Raw genomic sequence first — 15135 nt, forward strand, 5'->3', positions numbered from 1 at the left:
TCATGCGAATAAATCAAATGTCAGTTGCCAACTTTAAGTGTTTTGAAAATTATAAATTTTCATTTGCGCCCTTAACACTATTAACGGGTAATAATGGCACCGGGAAAAGCTCTCTTGTCCAAGCACTTTTACTGGCGAGATATAGCGCACTTAATGAACCAAAATTCATACCTTTAAATGACCTGTTTGGATTGCGTTTAGGTCATGCCGCAGACGTCAGATCTTACAACGCCAAAAGTGATATATTAAGCATCGAGATTCATGATGATTTAGATGATTACAAATGGACTTATGCTAGCGAAGGTGACCCGTATGACAGTCTACTTCTAAAAATAAAAACAAGACCTAATGTTTCGGAAATTAATTCCATAAGTAGACATGTATTTGCCCAGCGCTTTACATATCTTAATACTGAGCGACTCGGTCCGCGCGAGACGTTGGAGTTGTCGAGCGCGCCGAACGGTCATTTATCGGTAGGAGCTAGAGGCGAGTATGTAGCACAAGTTATCGCGAGCCAAGAACGAGAACAAATAAGGGAAGAGTTTCGATTTGCCCCGGAAAAAAACGATAGTAAGAAAATCGCCACGACTCTTCTCAAACAGTGCGAAGCCTGGTTGAGTGATTTTGTAGGCAATGTAGAAATACGCTCCGAGATTAACTCGGACACAAATCAAGCCTATCTTCGATTTAAAACTGGAGGTTTAGTTCGTGGCAACTTTCATGATTGGACTAGGCCATCAAATACGGGTTTCGGGCTAACATATTGTTTACCTATTATTGTAGCAGGATTATTAGGCTCTCCTGGCGAAATCATGTTAGTAGAAAACCCTGAAGCTCACTTACATCCCAGAGCCCAGTCTAAAATGGGTCAATTTTTAGGCCGCTTAGCAGCTGGCGGCTTGCAAATTGTTATTGAGAGCCATAGTGATCACATCTTAAACGGAATTCGTCTTGCTACAGTAGAGCAAACACATCCACTAAATTGCGAAGACGTACTTATCCACTTTTTCGCTAACGACAGCATTGAGGAGATTAACGTTGATGATAGAGGGGGGCTTTCAAAATGGCCTCAGCTCTTTTTTGACCAGAGTCAGCGAGACCTCCGCCGGATTATTGAAACTCGGAGATAATTAGTTATGGCAAGGTTTGTGATTGATGAGAGCTCTTTCGCTCAAGTAAGAGCTTCGGAAGTTGAGTCGTCTTTGAAACGTTTTTGCTTGACCATAAGCTATCTTCAAAAGAAATCTTTTCAAGTCGAATCATCAGATAAGATATATGACACAACTATTGGAGGAGCTCCGTTACTACAAATCATGTATGAGCCTGATAAGCTAGACCGAGACTTGCAGTTGTTGCTTTTGACTTCAATTGAGCGCATTAGTCCAACTGACTTTAACACACAGCATAATACACTTGGGGAAATGGAAATCTCCCCGATAAATAAAACTTTAGACCAACCAGATACGAAACGCAAAGCTAATTCGGAAGGACTTAAATATATTACTAAATTAACAACTCAAAACAAAAACCTAGCTGTAGGTTGTATAACCTGTGTCGAACCATCTGGGTTGTGCACGCTAACAACAACATCTCGAACGCCTCAAAATGTGCATTTCATTCTCGGCAGAAGTTGTCTTTTAGAGTTTTTTCGCTACATCCCTGAAGTCGAAAACTATAACATTTTGGAGTATATGGAAGCTGCAACCCTTGCGTTCCCGTCACTCTATTTTGCTGAAGGGTTGACCCAACAAGTTCGCAGGTTCAAAACTTCTTGGCCGCTCATTCGACCTCATATCACTCAACACCTTTCAGCGTTGAATGATCATTTCACCTCTATCTATGAAGACGAAAACTTTCAACCTGATAACGTTAAAAAGCGATTCAAAGCACATACCAACATTATTATATCACCTGAATCGCCTAACACACGTAAGAATAGAAGTGCATGGGAAGAGCGTCGAATTACTGTTGAAGGTCACTCTCTTCATTGTGAATGGCACACAAAAATTTTTAAAACCCACGACCGAATTCATTTTCATCCTGGCTCTCCAAAGGTTGTTTCAGGTAGATTGATCGTGGGGATATTTACAAGTCATCTTTCTACTTAGCCTTGCCTACTCTGCCCCTTTGATAATAAAATTTCATTCACTCCGCAGGCGCAGCCTCGGTGCCGGGCGCCCGGGGCTCAGCGAGCTCCACCATCATCTCGTTTCGCCGCATGATGCCCGGCGTCCACGGCGGGTCGTACTGAGCGATCGTCACCTCAGAGTCGGCCACATAACCCTGCTCTTCAATGTACACCATCAGCTCCCGGGAGAGCTCATCGACATCCCTCTCACTGGCATTGCCGCTGAAGCGTGCCGTCGCAACCAGCCTGGGCTCCTCCGCCCGGACCACCACGTTGGGATCGTTGGGCTCCGGTAGCTCGTCCAGCGTCCACTCCGAAGGCATCGTGAACACGACCGTGTACGCGTTCTCCCCGGCGGGCACGGACTCGACGGGCGTGGTCATCGCGATCTTCTGCGAGGCCCCGCCGGAGCCTCGATTGCCTCCGAAGATGTATTCGGCGAGGCGTTCAAAACCGAGCGTCGTCGCCTCGCGCAGGCTGCTCGCGCGAACCGTCGTCTGCGCCACGATACGCGAGCCGTAGGCGCGAATCTCAAAGGGGTTGGACGCGTGCACCGACTTAAACTCGGGCTCGTCGTAGCTGGAGCGAATGATCGGTATGGCTGCGACGACCAGCGCACCTATTCCCGCGAGCGCCAGTAGGATCTTTTTTGCCATGGTCGCACCTCACAGGGGGCTTTGGTGCATCTCACCTCGGATGCACAGGACAGTCATAAGGTGTCCACAACCTTCGATAAGGCACGCCCGGGCGCCGATTGCGCTTCCGACTGCCGTGCCACAAGCCCACGCTCACGTGCGGCAAGCGGCAAAGGGCGCGCTCTGCAGCGCGGCCATTTTCTTGCCCCCCGCCCATCTCCCGGTACGCTGGCGGGGCCATGCATCCTTTACTCGCACATATCCATCCGGCCCTTCGCACCGCGCTCCTGGCCTGGCTGACAAGCAGGGCGGCGTTGTGGGCGGCGCTCTTGCATACGGGCACCTGGGAGTCGCTGCGCCTCTCGGAGTCGGCGCCCCTCTCCGGGGTGTTAAGCCACATCTTCGAGGTGGCGCTGCAGACCGCGCCGGCCGGCGCGGGCACCGCCGCGCTCACGCTCGCCCCCTGGGTGCTGCTGGAGCTCGCCACGCTCTGGGCCGCGCTGAGCGTCTACCGCTTTGCCCGCAACACCGAGCTCCCCCAGGTCGCTGAGCGGGCGGTGTGGCTCTGGTGTTTTAATCCCCTGCTCGCGCTCAACGCCACCGACTGGACCACCTCGATGGCCGCAGCCCTGGGCGCCGGCGCCATCGCCTCGATGGTCACGTACGCGCCGCGCCGCGGAGCCTTTGCGGCGCTGGTCGCGATGGGACTGCGCCTGGAGTTTATTGTGATGTGGCCGGCGATGATGATCGCCGGCTTTAAGGCCTATCGCCCCGGAAAAGATCCTCAAGACACCCCCTGGCTGGGCGCGGCGGTGCCGCCGCTGGCCTTCGCCGGCTGGATGGCCGTGGCCTGGCACACCGGCCAGCTGCGCCATCTTCATGGCGACGCGGCCTGGCGCGACGTGGGCGCGCTGAGCCTGCCCGCCACCCCCGAGATCTTGCTTCTGGCCTGCGCGCTGGGCGCCGCCCTGCTCGCCATACGCTACGCCTCGCGCCACCCGGCCTGGTACCTGCTCGCTGCACTCCCCGCGCTGGCCTGGCCCTTTTTGCAGGTACCGGCGGCCTTTGCTGCGGTGACCTTCGCCTGGACCCTCCCCACGGCCGTGCACCTGGCGCTCGCCACCGACGATCGCGCCGTAGAGCGCCCCCTCTTCGCCGGGCTGATCATTGCGTTTATGCTGTGTTTGCCCGGCATCTCCATCGGGACGATCTAATCTTTTACGCCCGGCAACCCTTTGCCGCGCCGCACTCCCCCCACCACCGAGGCCTCATGGCCACCGACCCCACCACCCGCACCTACGCCATCGAGCGGGTGCTACGCCGCGACGATCAACAGCGACGCCGCCAGCTCGACGACCTCCTCGTCATCGAAGAGCCGATGGAGCTGCGTATCGACTACGAGCTCGCCGGCAAACGCGCCTCGCGCAGCCTGGCGATCACGATGCGCACCCCCGGCGATGATGAAGATCTGGCGCGGGGATTCTTGCTCACCGAAGGCATCATCGCCTCGGAGGCCGACCTCGTAAGCCTCAAGCGCTGCACCGACGGCCAGGGCGAAGAGAGCCCCAACATCTGGCGAGCCACGCTGGCGTCGAGCTGCACCTTCGATCCGGGCAAGCTGCAGCGCAACTTCTACAGCACGTCGAGCTGCGGGGTCTGCGGCAAAGCCTCGCTCGATGCGCTTCATCACCAGGGGGTGATGCCGGTCGCCTCAGGCCCCACGATCGCCGCGGATCAACTTCTGCAACTTCCCGACCGGCTGCGCCAGGCCCAGGCCACCTTCGATCGCACCGGCGGCCTGCACGCCTGCGCCCTCTTCAACGCTGAGGGCGAACTTCTCGACCTCGCCGAAGATGTCGGCCGCCACAACGCCCTCGACAAACTCCTGGGCCGCGCGCTGCGCCGCGGCGAGTTGCCGTTGGGCGATCGCGTGCTTGTCTTGAGCGGCCGCGCGAGCTTTGAGCTGATTCAAAAGTCGCTGGTCGCAGGCATCGGGCTTGTGGCCGCCGTCGGCGCGCCCTCCTCCCTTGCCGTCGACCTCTCAGAAACCTACGCTCAGACCCTGGTCGGCTTTCTGCGCGACGCCCGCTTTAACATCTACACCCACCCGGCGCGCCTGATCTGATCTTCTTGAAGACGAAATGACACCGAGCGAGAGCAGCACGATGAGCGACGACTCCACGTCCAAAAACCTGCCGGCCCCGACCACGTCGGACGATCTTACCGACTACAAAAAAGCCGCCGGCGGTCTCGACGCGCTCATCTCCACCACCCGCCATGTCCTGGAGCAGCCGGGCCTCATCCGCGGCACCCGCGCGCTGGCCAGCCTCAACCAGACCGAGGGCTTCGACTGCCCGGGCTGCGCCTGGCCCGACCCCGACGATCGCTCCACCTTTGAGTTCTGCGAAAACGGCGCCAAAGCCGTCGCCGACGAGGCCACGCGCTTTAAGGTCGACCCGGCGTTTTTCGAAACACACAGCATCCGTGATCTTCGCGAGAAATCCGATCACTGGCTCAACAAGCAGGGCCGCATCACCCACCCGATGGTGCGCCGCGAGGGCTCCGATCATTATGAACCCATCGCATGGGACGAGGCGTTTTCGCTGATCGGCGACGCTCTGCGCGAGCTCGATCACCCCGACCAGGCCATCTTCTACACCTCGGGGCGCACCTCCAATGAGGCCGCCTTCCTCTACCAGCTTCTGGCCCGTCAGCTGGGCACCAACAACCTGCCGGACTGCTCGAATATGTGCCACGAGTCCAGCGGCACGGGCATGAATGAGTCGCTGGGCGTGGGCAAAGGCACCGTCTCACTCGAAGATGTCGAGACCACCGACGCTCTCTTTATCTTCGGGCAAAACCCGGGCACCAACCACCCGCGCATGCTCAGCGCCCTGCAGGCCGCCAAACGGCGCGGCGCCACCATCGTGGCCATCAACCCGCTCAAAGAGCCGGGGCTTGTGGCCTTTCAGCACCCCAAAGAGCTCTACCGCCGCCCCACCGATCTTGCCGATCACTACCTGCAACTTCGTACCGGCAGCGACATCGCGCTTTTAAAAGGCCTGATGAAGTGCATGCTCGCCGCTGAAGAGGAGCGCCCCGGCGAGGTCCTCGATCACGACTTCATCGCCAGTCAGACCTCGGGCTTTGAGGCTCACCGCGCCGATCTGGAGGCCACCTCCTGGGCGACGATCGTTGAGGAGACTGGACTTGAGCGCGCCGAGATCGAAGCCGCCGCACAGGTGGCCATCGAAGCCAAAAGCCTCATCGCCTGCTGGGCGATGGGGCTCACGCAGCACAAACACGGGGTGGCCAACATCCAGCAGGTCGTCAACTTTCTGTTGATGCGCGGCTTTATGGGCCGCCCCGGCTCCGGCGCCTGCCCGGTGCGCGGCCACTCCAACGTGCAGGGCGACCGCACGATGGGGATCTGGGAAAAACCCACCGAGGCCTTCCTCGATCGCCTGAGCGCACGCTTTGGCTTTGAGCCTCCGCGCGAGCACGGGTTTGATACCATCGCCGCCATTGAGGCGATGGAAGAGGGCAAAACCCGCGTCTTTGTGGCCATGGGCGGCAACTTCGTGATGGCCGCCCCCGACACCGAGCGCACCGCCCGGGCGATGGAGCGCTGCGAGCTGACCGTGCAGATCTCCACCAAGCTCAACCGCTCGCACCTGCGCACCGGAGGCACCGGGCTGATTCTTCCCTGCCTGGGCCGCACCGAGCGCGATATGCAGGCCGGCCGCCCGCAGTTTGTGACGGTCGAAGACTCCATGAGCGTGGTGCGCGCCTCTCGCGGGCATCTTCCCCCGGCCAGCGACGCGCTCTTAAGCGAGCCCCGCATCGTCCTGGGCATCGCGCAGGCCACCTTCGACGCCGACACCTCGCCGGTAGACTGGAACCTCTTCGATGGCCCCTACGATCCCATCCGCGACGCCATCGCCGCGGTGATCCCCGGCTTTGAGAACTTCAACCGCCGCATCCGCAAATACCCCACGGGCTTTTTGCTGCCCAACGGCGCGCGCGAGCGCGACTTCAAGACCAGCACCGGCCGCGCCAACTTCGTGGTGAGCCCTATCGAGTCGATCGCGCTCGACGAGGATCAGCTCATCATGATGACGATCCGCTCCCACGATCAGTACAACACCACCGTGTATGATCTGAACGACCGCTACCGCGGCATCAGCAACAAACGCCGCGTGGTCCTGCTCCACCCCGACGACATCGCGAGCCGGGGGCTGAAGGTGGGGCAAAACGTCGACCTCTTCAGCCATTTTGAAGGGGAGGAGCGCCGCGCCGATGGTTTTGAGGTCATCGCCTACGACATCCCGCGCGGGTGTGCGGCGACCTACTTCCCCGAAGCCAACGCGCTGGTGCCCCTGGGGCAATACGCGCGCAAGAGCCGCACGCCGGCCTCCAAGTCAGTGGTGATCAGCCTTAAAAGCTCGGCCTGAACTCCACCCTGTTCAACTTCTGAACAGGCCCCTTTCCATCGCGGCCCCGGGCTCAACGGGCCTGATCCTCCTCGATCATCTGACGGGTCTCATCGTAGGCGCGCTCGGCGGCGGCCTGCGCCTTTAAGCGCACCTCCCGCGCCTTTTGCGGAGAGATGCGTTCGAGCAGGTGCATCTCCATCTCCACATCCCGCACCTCCCGGGTAGCCTCCCCGCCGCGCTCCGAGCGCATAAACTGCCAGGCGCAACGCTGCGCGCCGGCCGCCCGCCCGTACACCGTGTAGCGCTCCTCCATCGAGGGGCCGCGCGAGCGCCAGCCGGTGCGCACCTCCAGCGCGCTCAGATCGATGCTCACGCCCTCAAACCCCGCCTCCCAGAGGTGCTGCTCGGCCCAGGGCAGAAGCGCGCTGCATCCCAGCGGATACACCATTGCGCGTACCCCCTGTTCAAGATGCGCCTGGTAGGTCTGATCGCGCACCTGACGTGCGTAGCGCTCCGGGGCGCTCACACACCCCGCGATCACCACGATCAGCGCCAGGATCGCCCCCCGCCCCACTCGCCGCTCGCCATGTTCACCTCCTACTCGCTTCATCACCCCTCCTCGCCACCCTGTTCACCACGCTCCAGACCTGTTCAAGACCCCTGCATCGCCTGCATAGTACCTATCAGACCTGTTCATAAACCTCTTCAAAACGCAACAAATCGCGTTTGAACACCCCTGGAGATCGCTATTTTTTAAAACGATTAGGCAAATGACGCATCGTGTCTAAATTTTACAACATCGGCTAAAGACAAGCATTTTCAACACCTTAAGACATCAAACCCCTGCGGTAACGGGGGTAATGGGGGAGAATCTTTCGATCTTCGCTGGGAATATGCGCGAGCTTTGAGTATGTTCTGAACAGGACATCGGGAACAGGGCCTGTTCATAAGGCTTTCAAATTTCGCAGAACGCTCAACCTCGGACACCCACCATGATGACGTAAGCGCAGTGACCACGACGTTTTCGCACCCAACTACTTCTTTTAAGAACGGGATCTTGCACATGAACATCGAATCGAACGTCACTGAACGTCAGCCCTCCAACCTGGCCCACCTCTCCGGAGACCTGAGCCTGCCGATGCTCTCGGAGAGCAAGCTCAACATCAGCGCCGATACCGACGCGACCAGCGCTTATCTGATGCGCCTTAACTACATCGAGCCGCTGCCCGCCGACGAGCAGCAGCAGCTCGCCGAGCGCTACGTCAACGAGGGCGACGGGGAGGCAGGACGCATGCTCATCCTGACCAACCTGCGCCTGGTCGTGAAGCTGGCGCGCGAATACTCGCGCCGCTGGTCCAACCTGCTCGATCTCATTCAGGAAGGGAACGTCGGGCTGGCTGAGGCGCTCAAACGTTATGACCCGTACCGCGGCGTCAAGTTCACCAGCTACGCGCAGTACTGGATCCGCGCGATGATCCTCAACTACCTGATGAATCACGTGCACCCGGTCAAGATCGGCAGCTCGCGCGCCGGCCGTAAGCTCTTCTACAACCTCAAGAAAGCGCGCCGCGCCCTGATCAAAGAGGGCTACGAGAAGCCCTCCCCGGCGCTGATCGCCGAGTACCTGGATGTGGATGAGAGCGAGGTGGTGCGCGTGGCCGCTCAGCTCGACGCTCCTCCGGTGCGTCTCGATGCCGAAGCGCCCGGCTTTGAAGCCACCACCATCGGCGAGCGCATGGAGTCGGACGCGGCCACCCCCGAGGAGCTCGCCAGCGACCGCGACCTGGCCACCCGTCTGCGCGGCGCCATCGACGCCTTCGGCCAGCAGATCGACACCGACCGCAAGCGCGCCATCTGGTTTGAGCGCATGATCGCCGAAGATCCCAAGACGCTGGTCACCCTGGGCGGTGAGTGGGATGTGTCGAAGGAGCGCATCCGTCAGGTCGAGGTGCAGATCCGCGAGGAGTTCCGCAACTTCCTCTTCGAAAACCTCGGTGAGACGGTGGAGCTGGAGTTTCTCGAAGCCATTTAAACTTCATCGCCTTCCCCGAATCTCTCCCACCGCGTCGCCGGGGTCGCCACCGCCGACGCCGAACTCAGGGAGAGTCACGACCGCCCCCAATCGGGGGCGGTTTTTTTTGTGCTCGCACCTGATGATGGCTTGAAATCACTTCGCTTCGGGCCTCACCTGGGGTAACCTATCGGCATACTTATAGCTTTCCGGGTACGCCGCCCACCCCCTCGCCAGTGAGGTGACCCTCGGGCCGTACCTCCAGACGTTTGTTTGCCTGCGCCTGAGCCAGCTTTGATGCCTTCTTCTCTCAACGCGATCTTGCGACCCGCACGCATCGCGACGATGCTCTCTCTGGGATACCTCCTCCCCTCCCTGCTCTACATCTTCGCGTCCTCCACATTGACCTCGGAGGTCGCCACCGACCCGAAGGCCGCGGCCAACATTGAGATGCTCAAGGGCTCGCTCTTTGTGCTGGTGAGCGCGCTGCTCATCGGGGCGCTCTCGTACTGGATGCTCAACCTGGTGCAGCGCCGTCAGTCCGACAGCCAGCGGCTGCGCGAGGCGCTGCTCAGCGCGGAGCGACGCGCCACCACCGCGCTGCTTTCAGCCTCGGTGGCTCACGACGCGCGCAACGAGCTGGCCGTGCTCAAGAGCAACCACCAGGTGCTGGTGCGAAATCCCGACCTCTCCCCCGAAGATCTCGAGGATCTCTACAACGACCAGGTCCTGGCCCTGGAGCGCCTCGAAGCGCTCACCGACCGCCTGGTGATGAACTTTCGCAGCAGCATCGGCAACAGCTCGCAGCAGGCCAACATCAGCGAGCTCATCCACCAGGCCACGACCGCGCTGCGCACCCACACGAAGCTGCGCAACGTCGACCTTCGGCGCACCCTCCCCGACGAGCTCTCGCTGAAGACCTTTCCGATCCTCATTCACCAGATCGTCATCAACCTGGTGCTCAACGCCGCCGAGGCCATCGACGCCGCCGACGTCAAAGACGGCGTCGTGGAGGTCATTGCCCGTAGCGAAGGGGATCAGGTCATCATCGAAGTTCATGATAACGGCCCGGGCATCCCCGAAGATCTGCGCGAGACGATGTTCGACGCCTTCGTCTCCACCAAGGCCGAGGGAAACGGGCTGGGGCTGATCTCGGTGCGCGCCTGCGCCTCCAGCCACGAGGGAGACGTCACCATCGGCACCTCCCCGCTGGGCGGCGCGCTGGTGCAGGTGACGCTCAACCCGGTGGGCGATGCGCCCTTTGATAGCGCCCGCTTTCGCAGGGCGATTTTGGCGGCCACGGCCTGATTCGAGGCGCCCCCCTTACGATCGGCGGCCTCTTCTAAGACCGCTCTCATAGCGCTATGCTCCCGGCGAACCTTTTGAGCCTGATGCTTGCTCTTTACTGACCGGGAGTTCGTTATGCCTACCCTCCGCACCCCTGCGCTCGCCATGTTGCTGGGCGCCGCCCTGCTGGGCCCCGTGGCCTGCCAGGATGATACCCCCACCACCGAGGCTGACACCGGCACCGATGTGCCCATCGACGCCGGCGCCGACGTCGACGCCGACGATCTCAGCGAGGAGCAGCGCGCCCTGCTCGAGGTTGATGAGGTCGAGCGCTGGGAGCTCCCCGAGCTCAGCGCGCCGGTGCACGTGATCCGCACCGAGGGAAACATCCCGCACATCTATGCGGAGAATGATGTCGACGCCGCGCGCGTCCAGGGCTTTGTGACTGCCCGCGACCGCTACTTTATGATGGATCTCACCCGACGACTGGGGCTTGGCGAGGTCAGCGCGCTGCTGGGTGACGCGGCGCTGAGCATGGACCTTGAGACGCGGCTCAACGGCTCGCGCCATGTCGCCGAACGCATCTTTGAGCAGGCCCCCCCCGAGATGCGCCAGGTGATGGAAGCCTACGCCGAGGGCGTCAACGCCTACATCGCCCAGGTCGAGGCTGGAAACCTCCCGGCCCCCAGTGAGCTCGAACTTCTGGGCGGCATCCTCGGCGCCAGCGACCCGGTCGACGCGATGCACCCCTTTGAGGCCCGGGATATCGCGGGGCTCTTTGCGACCTTCATCTACGAGTCCAGCTACGAGACCGGTGATATGGGCCGGGCTGCGGCCTATGCGCAGCTTGAGACGCTCTTTGAAGGCGACGCCTATGCGGAACTTCGCCGCGCCGGCGCGCTGGAAGACATCTGGCTCAACGCCCGCCCGGTCAAGCCGCTGGCCGCCGGCACCTGGGGTCCGCCTGACACCACGCCCTCAACCGGGCTGACGCTGACCCCGCAAGCCGGCACGAGCCCGCGCGTTGAGAGCGGTCTGATGGCGCGCCTCACCGCGAGCCTGCACGACTTTCAGGAGCGGCGCGGGCTGCGCAGCCACGAGAAGGGCTTTGGCTCCAACGCCTGGGCCGTGAGCGCCGAGGCCTCGGCCACCGGCACAAGCCTCTTTGCGGCCGACGGGCACCTCTCGCTGGGCATCCCCTCGATCCTCTACCACGTCGGGCTCGACACCACCGTCTTCGGTGGCACCGACCGCCCCCACCAGTTTGGCCTGGCCATCCCCGGGATGCCCGTGGTGCCGGTGGGCACCAACGGGCAGGTCGCCTGGAGCTTCACCCAGCTCTCCGGCGACATCACCGACTGGTACTCCGAGCAGATCCGCCTCGATGAAGACGGCCAGCCCGCCGAGACCTTCTTTGAGGGGGAATGGCGCGCGACCACACGCATCGACGAGGTCTACGAGATCGCCGACGTCCCCACCCTGGATAGCGAGGGCCGCACCGAGACCATCGCCCGCTACCAGACCTTCGACGATCGCTGGATCATCGACATCGAGGGCGTCCCGGCCGATCCCGACGACGAACTTGAAGCCGGCACCTCGCTTGTGCGCACCCACTCCGGCTGGGTGATCCCGGCGGACGTTAACGAAGACGGCGTCATCGACGCCATCAGCTTCGCCTACGTGGGCCTGCAGATCGGCGACATCATCGGGACCTTCGATCGCATGGCGCGCGCCGGCAACATCGAAGACTTCCGCCAGGCCACGCGCGGGATGATCGCGACCTCGCTCAACTTCGTGGTCAGCGACTCTGAGGGCAGCGTGCTCTTCTCCGGCCACCAGGCCGTGCCCTGCCGCGACTACCTCCCCCGCTCCGAAGACGGCGTCTGGGGCGAGGGCGCGCACCCGGCGATGCTCCTGGATGGCACGACCTACGGCAACTTCCAGATTCCGCTTATCGACGGGGTCATCGACAGCTCCCATCAGGATGATCCCTACCGCTGCGTGATCCCGCTTGATGAGAGCCCGGCGCTGGCCAACCCGCCTCAAGGGTTTGTGGCCACGGCCAACAACGACCCGGTGGGCGTCTCGCTCGACGGCAACCTCTTTAACGGCCAGCGCTACATCGGCGGCCCCTGGGATGTGGGCTTCCGCGCCGACCGCATCAGCCGCGAGCTCACCCGCTACATCGCGGAGAACAGCGCCGACATCGACGCGATGGCCGCCCTTCAGGCCAACACCCAGTCGGCCCTGGGTGAGCACTTCTCGCCGGCGATGATCGAGGCCATCGACACGATGGAGGCCCTGCGCGCGCTCGACCCGACGGAGCTCGATGACTGGGAGAGCCGCGCGCTGGCAAGCTACGCGCCCATCCGCGACAAGGCGCTCGATGTGCAGGCGCGCCTGGAAGCCTGGGGCCAGCGCGGCTTCTGGGCCCGCAGCGGCGTGGAGACCTTCTACAACACGCCCACCGACGAGGACCGCCTCGACGCGGTGGCCACCACCCTCTTCAACGTGTGGTTTGGCGACTTCCAGCGCGCGGTCTTCGACGATGAGGGGCTGCCCGGGCTCTGGCAGAGCGGCGGGACCGGAGGACGCATTCGCCTGCTCTCCTCGATGCTGGAGGGCCGTGGCGAGGGCAACCCGGCGGCTCTCGCGAGCTACAATGAGGAGAGTGGCGAGTCGGTCTTCTTCGACGTGCGCGAGAGCGCCGAGCTTGAGCGCAGCGAAGAGATCCTCATCGCCGCGCTCGCCAGCGCCCTCGACTTCCTGGCCTCCGAGCCCACCGCGGCCGGCGTCGGCGGCTTTGGCAGCGAAGACTTCGACACCTACCTCTGGGGGCTTCGTCACCACGCGAAGTTTGAGAGCCTGCTGGCCGACTTCCTGCGCGACCAGCCGGCCTTCGCGCCTCTGGCCGACCGCTTCTCGATCACCGCGCGGCGCCTGCCCCTGGCCGAGGACCTGGATCGCAACGATCCGCGCCGCGGTATTCAGTGGTTCCCCCGCGACGGCGACCAGTACAACGTCGACGCGGCCAACCCGGGCATCTCCGGGCGCTCCTTTACCTACGGATCCGGCCCGGTCAACCGCCTGGTCGTCAGCCTGGGGGGCGATCGCGTAGAGGGCCGCACCATCATCCCCGGGGGCCAGTCCGGCCTGATCGACTCCGAGCATTTTGACGACCAGGCCAAACTCTGGCTGGGCGACCAGGCGCTGCCGCTTCGCTTTGAGCCCGACGCCGTCGTCGAAGGGGCCACCGGCCGCGAGGTCTTTACCCCCTGAGGCCTCCGAGGGGCGGGTAGCGACACACACCCGGACGGCTCCAGCAACAAAAAAGGGCGCCCCGACAAGGGCGCCCTTTTCTTTTTCATTTCAACCAGTTACACAACAAACCATTCATTGCACTTGCATCAGTCATCCAGCGTTCTTACACAACACCATCCTTCAACGCTCACCCGCTGATCTCGACCTGCAAGGTCTCGGCAAGGTCGGTGCCCGGCACGCTCACGCTGATCTCACAGGCGCCCGCGCTCAAGCCCTGCACGTTCACCACATGCACCCCCAGCCCGTAGGTGTAGTAGGGCTCGCAGACCTCCGGAGTCTCCGAGACCAGCTCGATGATGCCCTCGGCATCGCCGCACACCGTCTCACCGGCCGGGCCGGCCATGGCGAAGATCGAGATCGGCGCCTCTTCGCCCGTGGCGATGGTGGTGATCGTCTCGCCATCGACCTGGTTGGCGACATCGAGTTCGGTGATGTCGGCCGCGGCGACAAGCGTCATCGCAAAGGGCTCCTCCAGAAGGTCGGAGGTCAGGCTGATCGCGCCGGCCTCTTCGCCGGTCATCACCTGGATGCGGCCCAGGCTGCTAAACGCGCCGTTGATCTCCCCGCCGGTCTCCGGCTCCACGGCCACCGGGTAGTAACCGTAGCCGTTGAGCGAGTTGCTCATCGCGTCGCGCATCCGGTAGCGGAACTCCGGGGCGCTGTTGACGGCGTAAACGCTGCTCTCATCGCAGATGGCCTCGATCTCGATGCTGTCGACCTCGGCTGCGCGCAGCTCCACGCTGTCGCTGAGGCTTCCACTTTCAGCGGTGGCGCTCACCGAGATGCGCGCCACGCCTTCGCTCTCCGCGCGCAGGCTGACGACCTGGCCGCTTGTCTCGCTGACCGCGATGACCTCTTCGGAAGAGCTCGTCGCCGAGGCGATCGGCAAAAACTCGCTCTCGGAGGTCTCGCGGACTTTGACGTCGATCATCGACCCGACCGCCAGATCTTCACTGAAGGCGCCGGAGAACGCGCTGTTGTCGTACTCAAAACGCAGGTTACCTTCTTCGCCCTCAATGGCCACGCCGCAAGCGCTGCTCATCGCGCCGATGGCGACCATCCCACCCAGAACCATGCCTCGTTTCCACATCGACTTCATACGAACCTCACTTCAAAAAGAACTTCAGGAACGTGGGGTGACCTCCCGGGCCACCGGCTGTCTCCGCAAGTTTTACTCCGCTCGCGGTCAAAACCTACTCCGATCGCGCCGCGGCCAGGTGACCTGCCCTGACGTTAGATGCCAGCGAAGGCGTCTTGCAGCGCGCTCAGCGCGCAAAGGCAAGCGACCAGGGCAGCGCAGCGCCCGGGTTACACCCG

Annotated in this window: 11 protein-coding genes; 8 read left to right on the top strand and 3 right to left on the bottom strand. The window is 61.9% G+C overall.

All coding sequences use genetic code 11. The annotated features are described in order from the left end of the window. The first annotated feature begins 2 nt into the window (after positions 1 to 2). The gene (locus tag FRC96_RS00695) at positions 3 to 1130 is read left to right on the top strand and encodes a DUF3696 domain-containing protein (RefSeq protein WP_146972124.1); all 1128 of its coding nucleotides are present in this window, start codon (positions 3 to 5) and stop codon (positions 1128 to 1130) included. A 6-nt stretch (positions 1131 to 1136) separates the two neighbouring features. Further along, positions 1137 to 2108, top strand: a complete 972-nt coding sequence (locus tag FRC96_RS00700) for a hypothetical protein (RefSeq protein WP_146972125.1) — start codon at positions 1137 to 1139, stop codon at positions 2106 to 2108. A 37-nt stretch (positions 2109 to 2145) separates the two neighbouring features. Here FRC96_RS00700 and FRC96_RS00705 read toward each other — a convergent pair whose 3' ends face one another. Beyond that, the gene (locus tag FRC96_RS00705; RefSeq protein ID WP_146972126.1) at positions 2146 to 2784 is read right to left on the bottom strand and encodes an SOUL family heme-binding protein; all 639 of its coding nucleotides are present in this window, start codon (positions 2782 to 2784) and stop codon (positions 2146 to 2148) included. Positions 2785 to 3002: 218 nt separating this feature from the next. Here FRC96_RS00705 and FRC96_RS00710 point away from each other — a divergent pair, with 218 nt between their 5' ends. The 3 genes from FRC96_RS00710 to FRC96_RS00720 are packed head-to-tail and all read left to right on the top strand — an operon-like array spanning position 3003 to position 7217. Beyond that, positions 3003 to 3977 carry a hypothetical protein gene (locus FRC96_RS00710; RefSeq protein WP_146972127.1) on the top strand — a complete coding sequence of 325 codons (975 nt, stop codon included), beginning with the start codon at positions 3003 to 3005 and terminating at the stop codon, positions 3975 to 3977. Between the two features lie 56 nt (positions 3978 to 4033). Next, positions 4034 to 4888: a formate dehydrogenase accessory sulfurtransferase FdhD gene (gene fdhD, locus FRC96_RS00715; protein WP_146972128.1), complete on the top strand. Its 855-nt coding sequence runs from the start codon at positions 4034 to 4036 to the stop codon at positions 4886 to 4888. A 40-nt stretch (positions 4889 to 4928) separates the two neighbouring features. Further along, positions 4929 to 7217, top strand: coding sequence for an FdhF/YdeP family oxidoreductase (locus FRC96_RS00720; protein ID WP_146972129.1), 2289 nt, complete (start codon positions 4929 to 4931; stop codon positions 7215 to 7217). 52 nt (positions 7218 to 7269) lie between these two features. On the opposite strand, the gene FRC96_RS00725 is transcribed toward FRC96_RS00720, so the two are convergent. Then, the gene (locus FRC96_RS00725) at positions 7270 to 7809 is read right to left on the bottom strand and encodes a hypothetical protein (RefSeq protein WP_146972130.1); all 540 of its coding nucleotides are present in this window, start codon (positions 7807 to 7809) and stop codon (positions 7270 to 7272) included. Positions 7810 to 8262: 453 nt separating this feature from the next. Here FRC96_RS00725 and FRC96_RS00730 point away from each other — a divergent pair, with 453 nt between their 5' ends. The 3 genes from FRC96_RS00730 (at position 8263) to FRC96_RS00740 (ending at position 13776) form a co-directional block, all read left to right on the top strand. Beyond that, entirely contained in the window at positions 8263 to 9231 is a 969-nt protein-coding gene (locus FRC96_RS00730; protein WP_146972131.1) for a sigma-70 family RNA polymerase sigma factor, read from the top strand. A 276-nt stretch (positions 9232 to 9507) separates the two neighbouring features. Further along, on the top strand, positions 9508 to 10518 hold the full coding sequence (locus FRC96_RS00735; protein WP_146972132.1) for a sensor histidine kinase: 1011 nt from the start codon (positions 9508 to 9510) through the stop codon (positions 10516 to 10518). A gap of 114 nt (positions 10519 to 10632) precedes the next feature. Beyond that, complete coding sequence (locus FRC96_RS00740; protein WP_146972133.1) at positions 10633 to 13776, top strand: penicillin acylase family protein; 3144 nt, start codon at positions 10633 to 10635, stop codon at positions 13774 to 13776. A 169-nt stretch (positions 13777 to 13945) separates the two neighbouring features. Here FRC96_RS00740 and FRC96_RS00745 read toward each other — a convergent pair whose 3' ends face one another. After that, the gene (locus FRC96_RS00745) at positions 13946 to 14917 is read right to left on the bottom strand and encodes a hypothetical protein (protein WP_146972134.1); all 972 of its coding nucleotides are present in this window, start codon (positions 14915 to 14917) and stop codon (positions 13946 to 13948) included. Positions 14918 to 15135 lie beyond the last annotated feature (218 nt).

It is taken from the genome of Lujinxingia vulgaris, assembly GCF_007997005.1.
In the GTDB taxonomy this organism is placed as follows: Bacteria; Myxococcota_A; Bradymonadia; order Bradymonadales; family Bradymonadaceae; genus Lujinxingia.

What these genes read in the sequence shown, in the direction of transcription:
- FRC96_RS00695 (WP_146972124.1), top strand. Translation starts at nt 3, where the DNA reads ATGCGAATAAATCAAATGTCAGTTGCCAACTTTAAGTGTTTTGAAAAT.
- FRC96_RS00700 (WP_146972125.1), top strand. Translation starts at nt 1,137, where the DNA reads ATGGCAAGGTTTGTGATTGATGAGAGCTCTTTCGCTCAAGTAAGAGCT.
- FRC96_RS00705 (WP_146972126.1), bottom strand. Translation starts at nt 2,784, where the DNA reads ATGGCAAAAAAGATCCTACTGGCGCTCGCGGGAATAGGTGCGCTGGTC.
- FRC96_RS00710 (WP_146972127.1), top strand. Translation starts at nt 3,003, where the DNA reads ATGCATCCTTTACTCGCACATATCCATCCGGCCCTTCGCACCGCGCTC.
- fdhD (WP_146972128.1), top strand. Translation starts at nt 4,034, where the DNA reads ATGGCCACCGACCCCACCACCCGCACCTACGCCATCGAGCGGGTGCTA.
- FRC96_RS00720 (WP_146972129.1), top strand. Translation starts at nt 4,929, where the DNA reads ATGAGCGACGACTCCACGTCCAAAAACCTGCCGGCCCCGACCACGTCG.
- FRC96_RS00725 (WP_146972130.1), bottom strand. Translation starts at nt 7,809, where the DNA reads ATGAAGCGAGTAGGAGGTGAACATGGCGAGCGGCGAGTGGGGCGGGGG.
- FRC96_RS00730 (WP_146972131.1), top strand. Translation starts at nt 8,263, where the DNA reads ATGAACATCGAATCGAACGTCACTGAACGTCAGCCCTCCAACCTGGCC.
- FRC96_RS00735 (WP_146972132.1), top strand. Translation starts at nt 9,508, where the DNA reads ATGCCTTCTTCTCTCAACGCGATCTTGCGACCCGCACGCATCGCGACG.
- FRC96_RS00740 (WP_146972133.1), top strand. Translation starts at nt 10,633, where the DNA reads ATGCCTACCCTCCGCACCCCTGCGCTCGCCATGTTGCTGGGCGCCGCC.
- FRC96_RS00745 (WP_146972134.1), bottom strand. Translation starts at nt 14,917, where the DNA reads ATGAAGTCGATGTGGAAACGAGGCATGGTTCTGGGTGGGATGGTCGCC.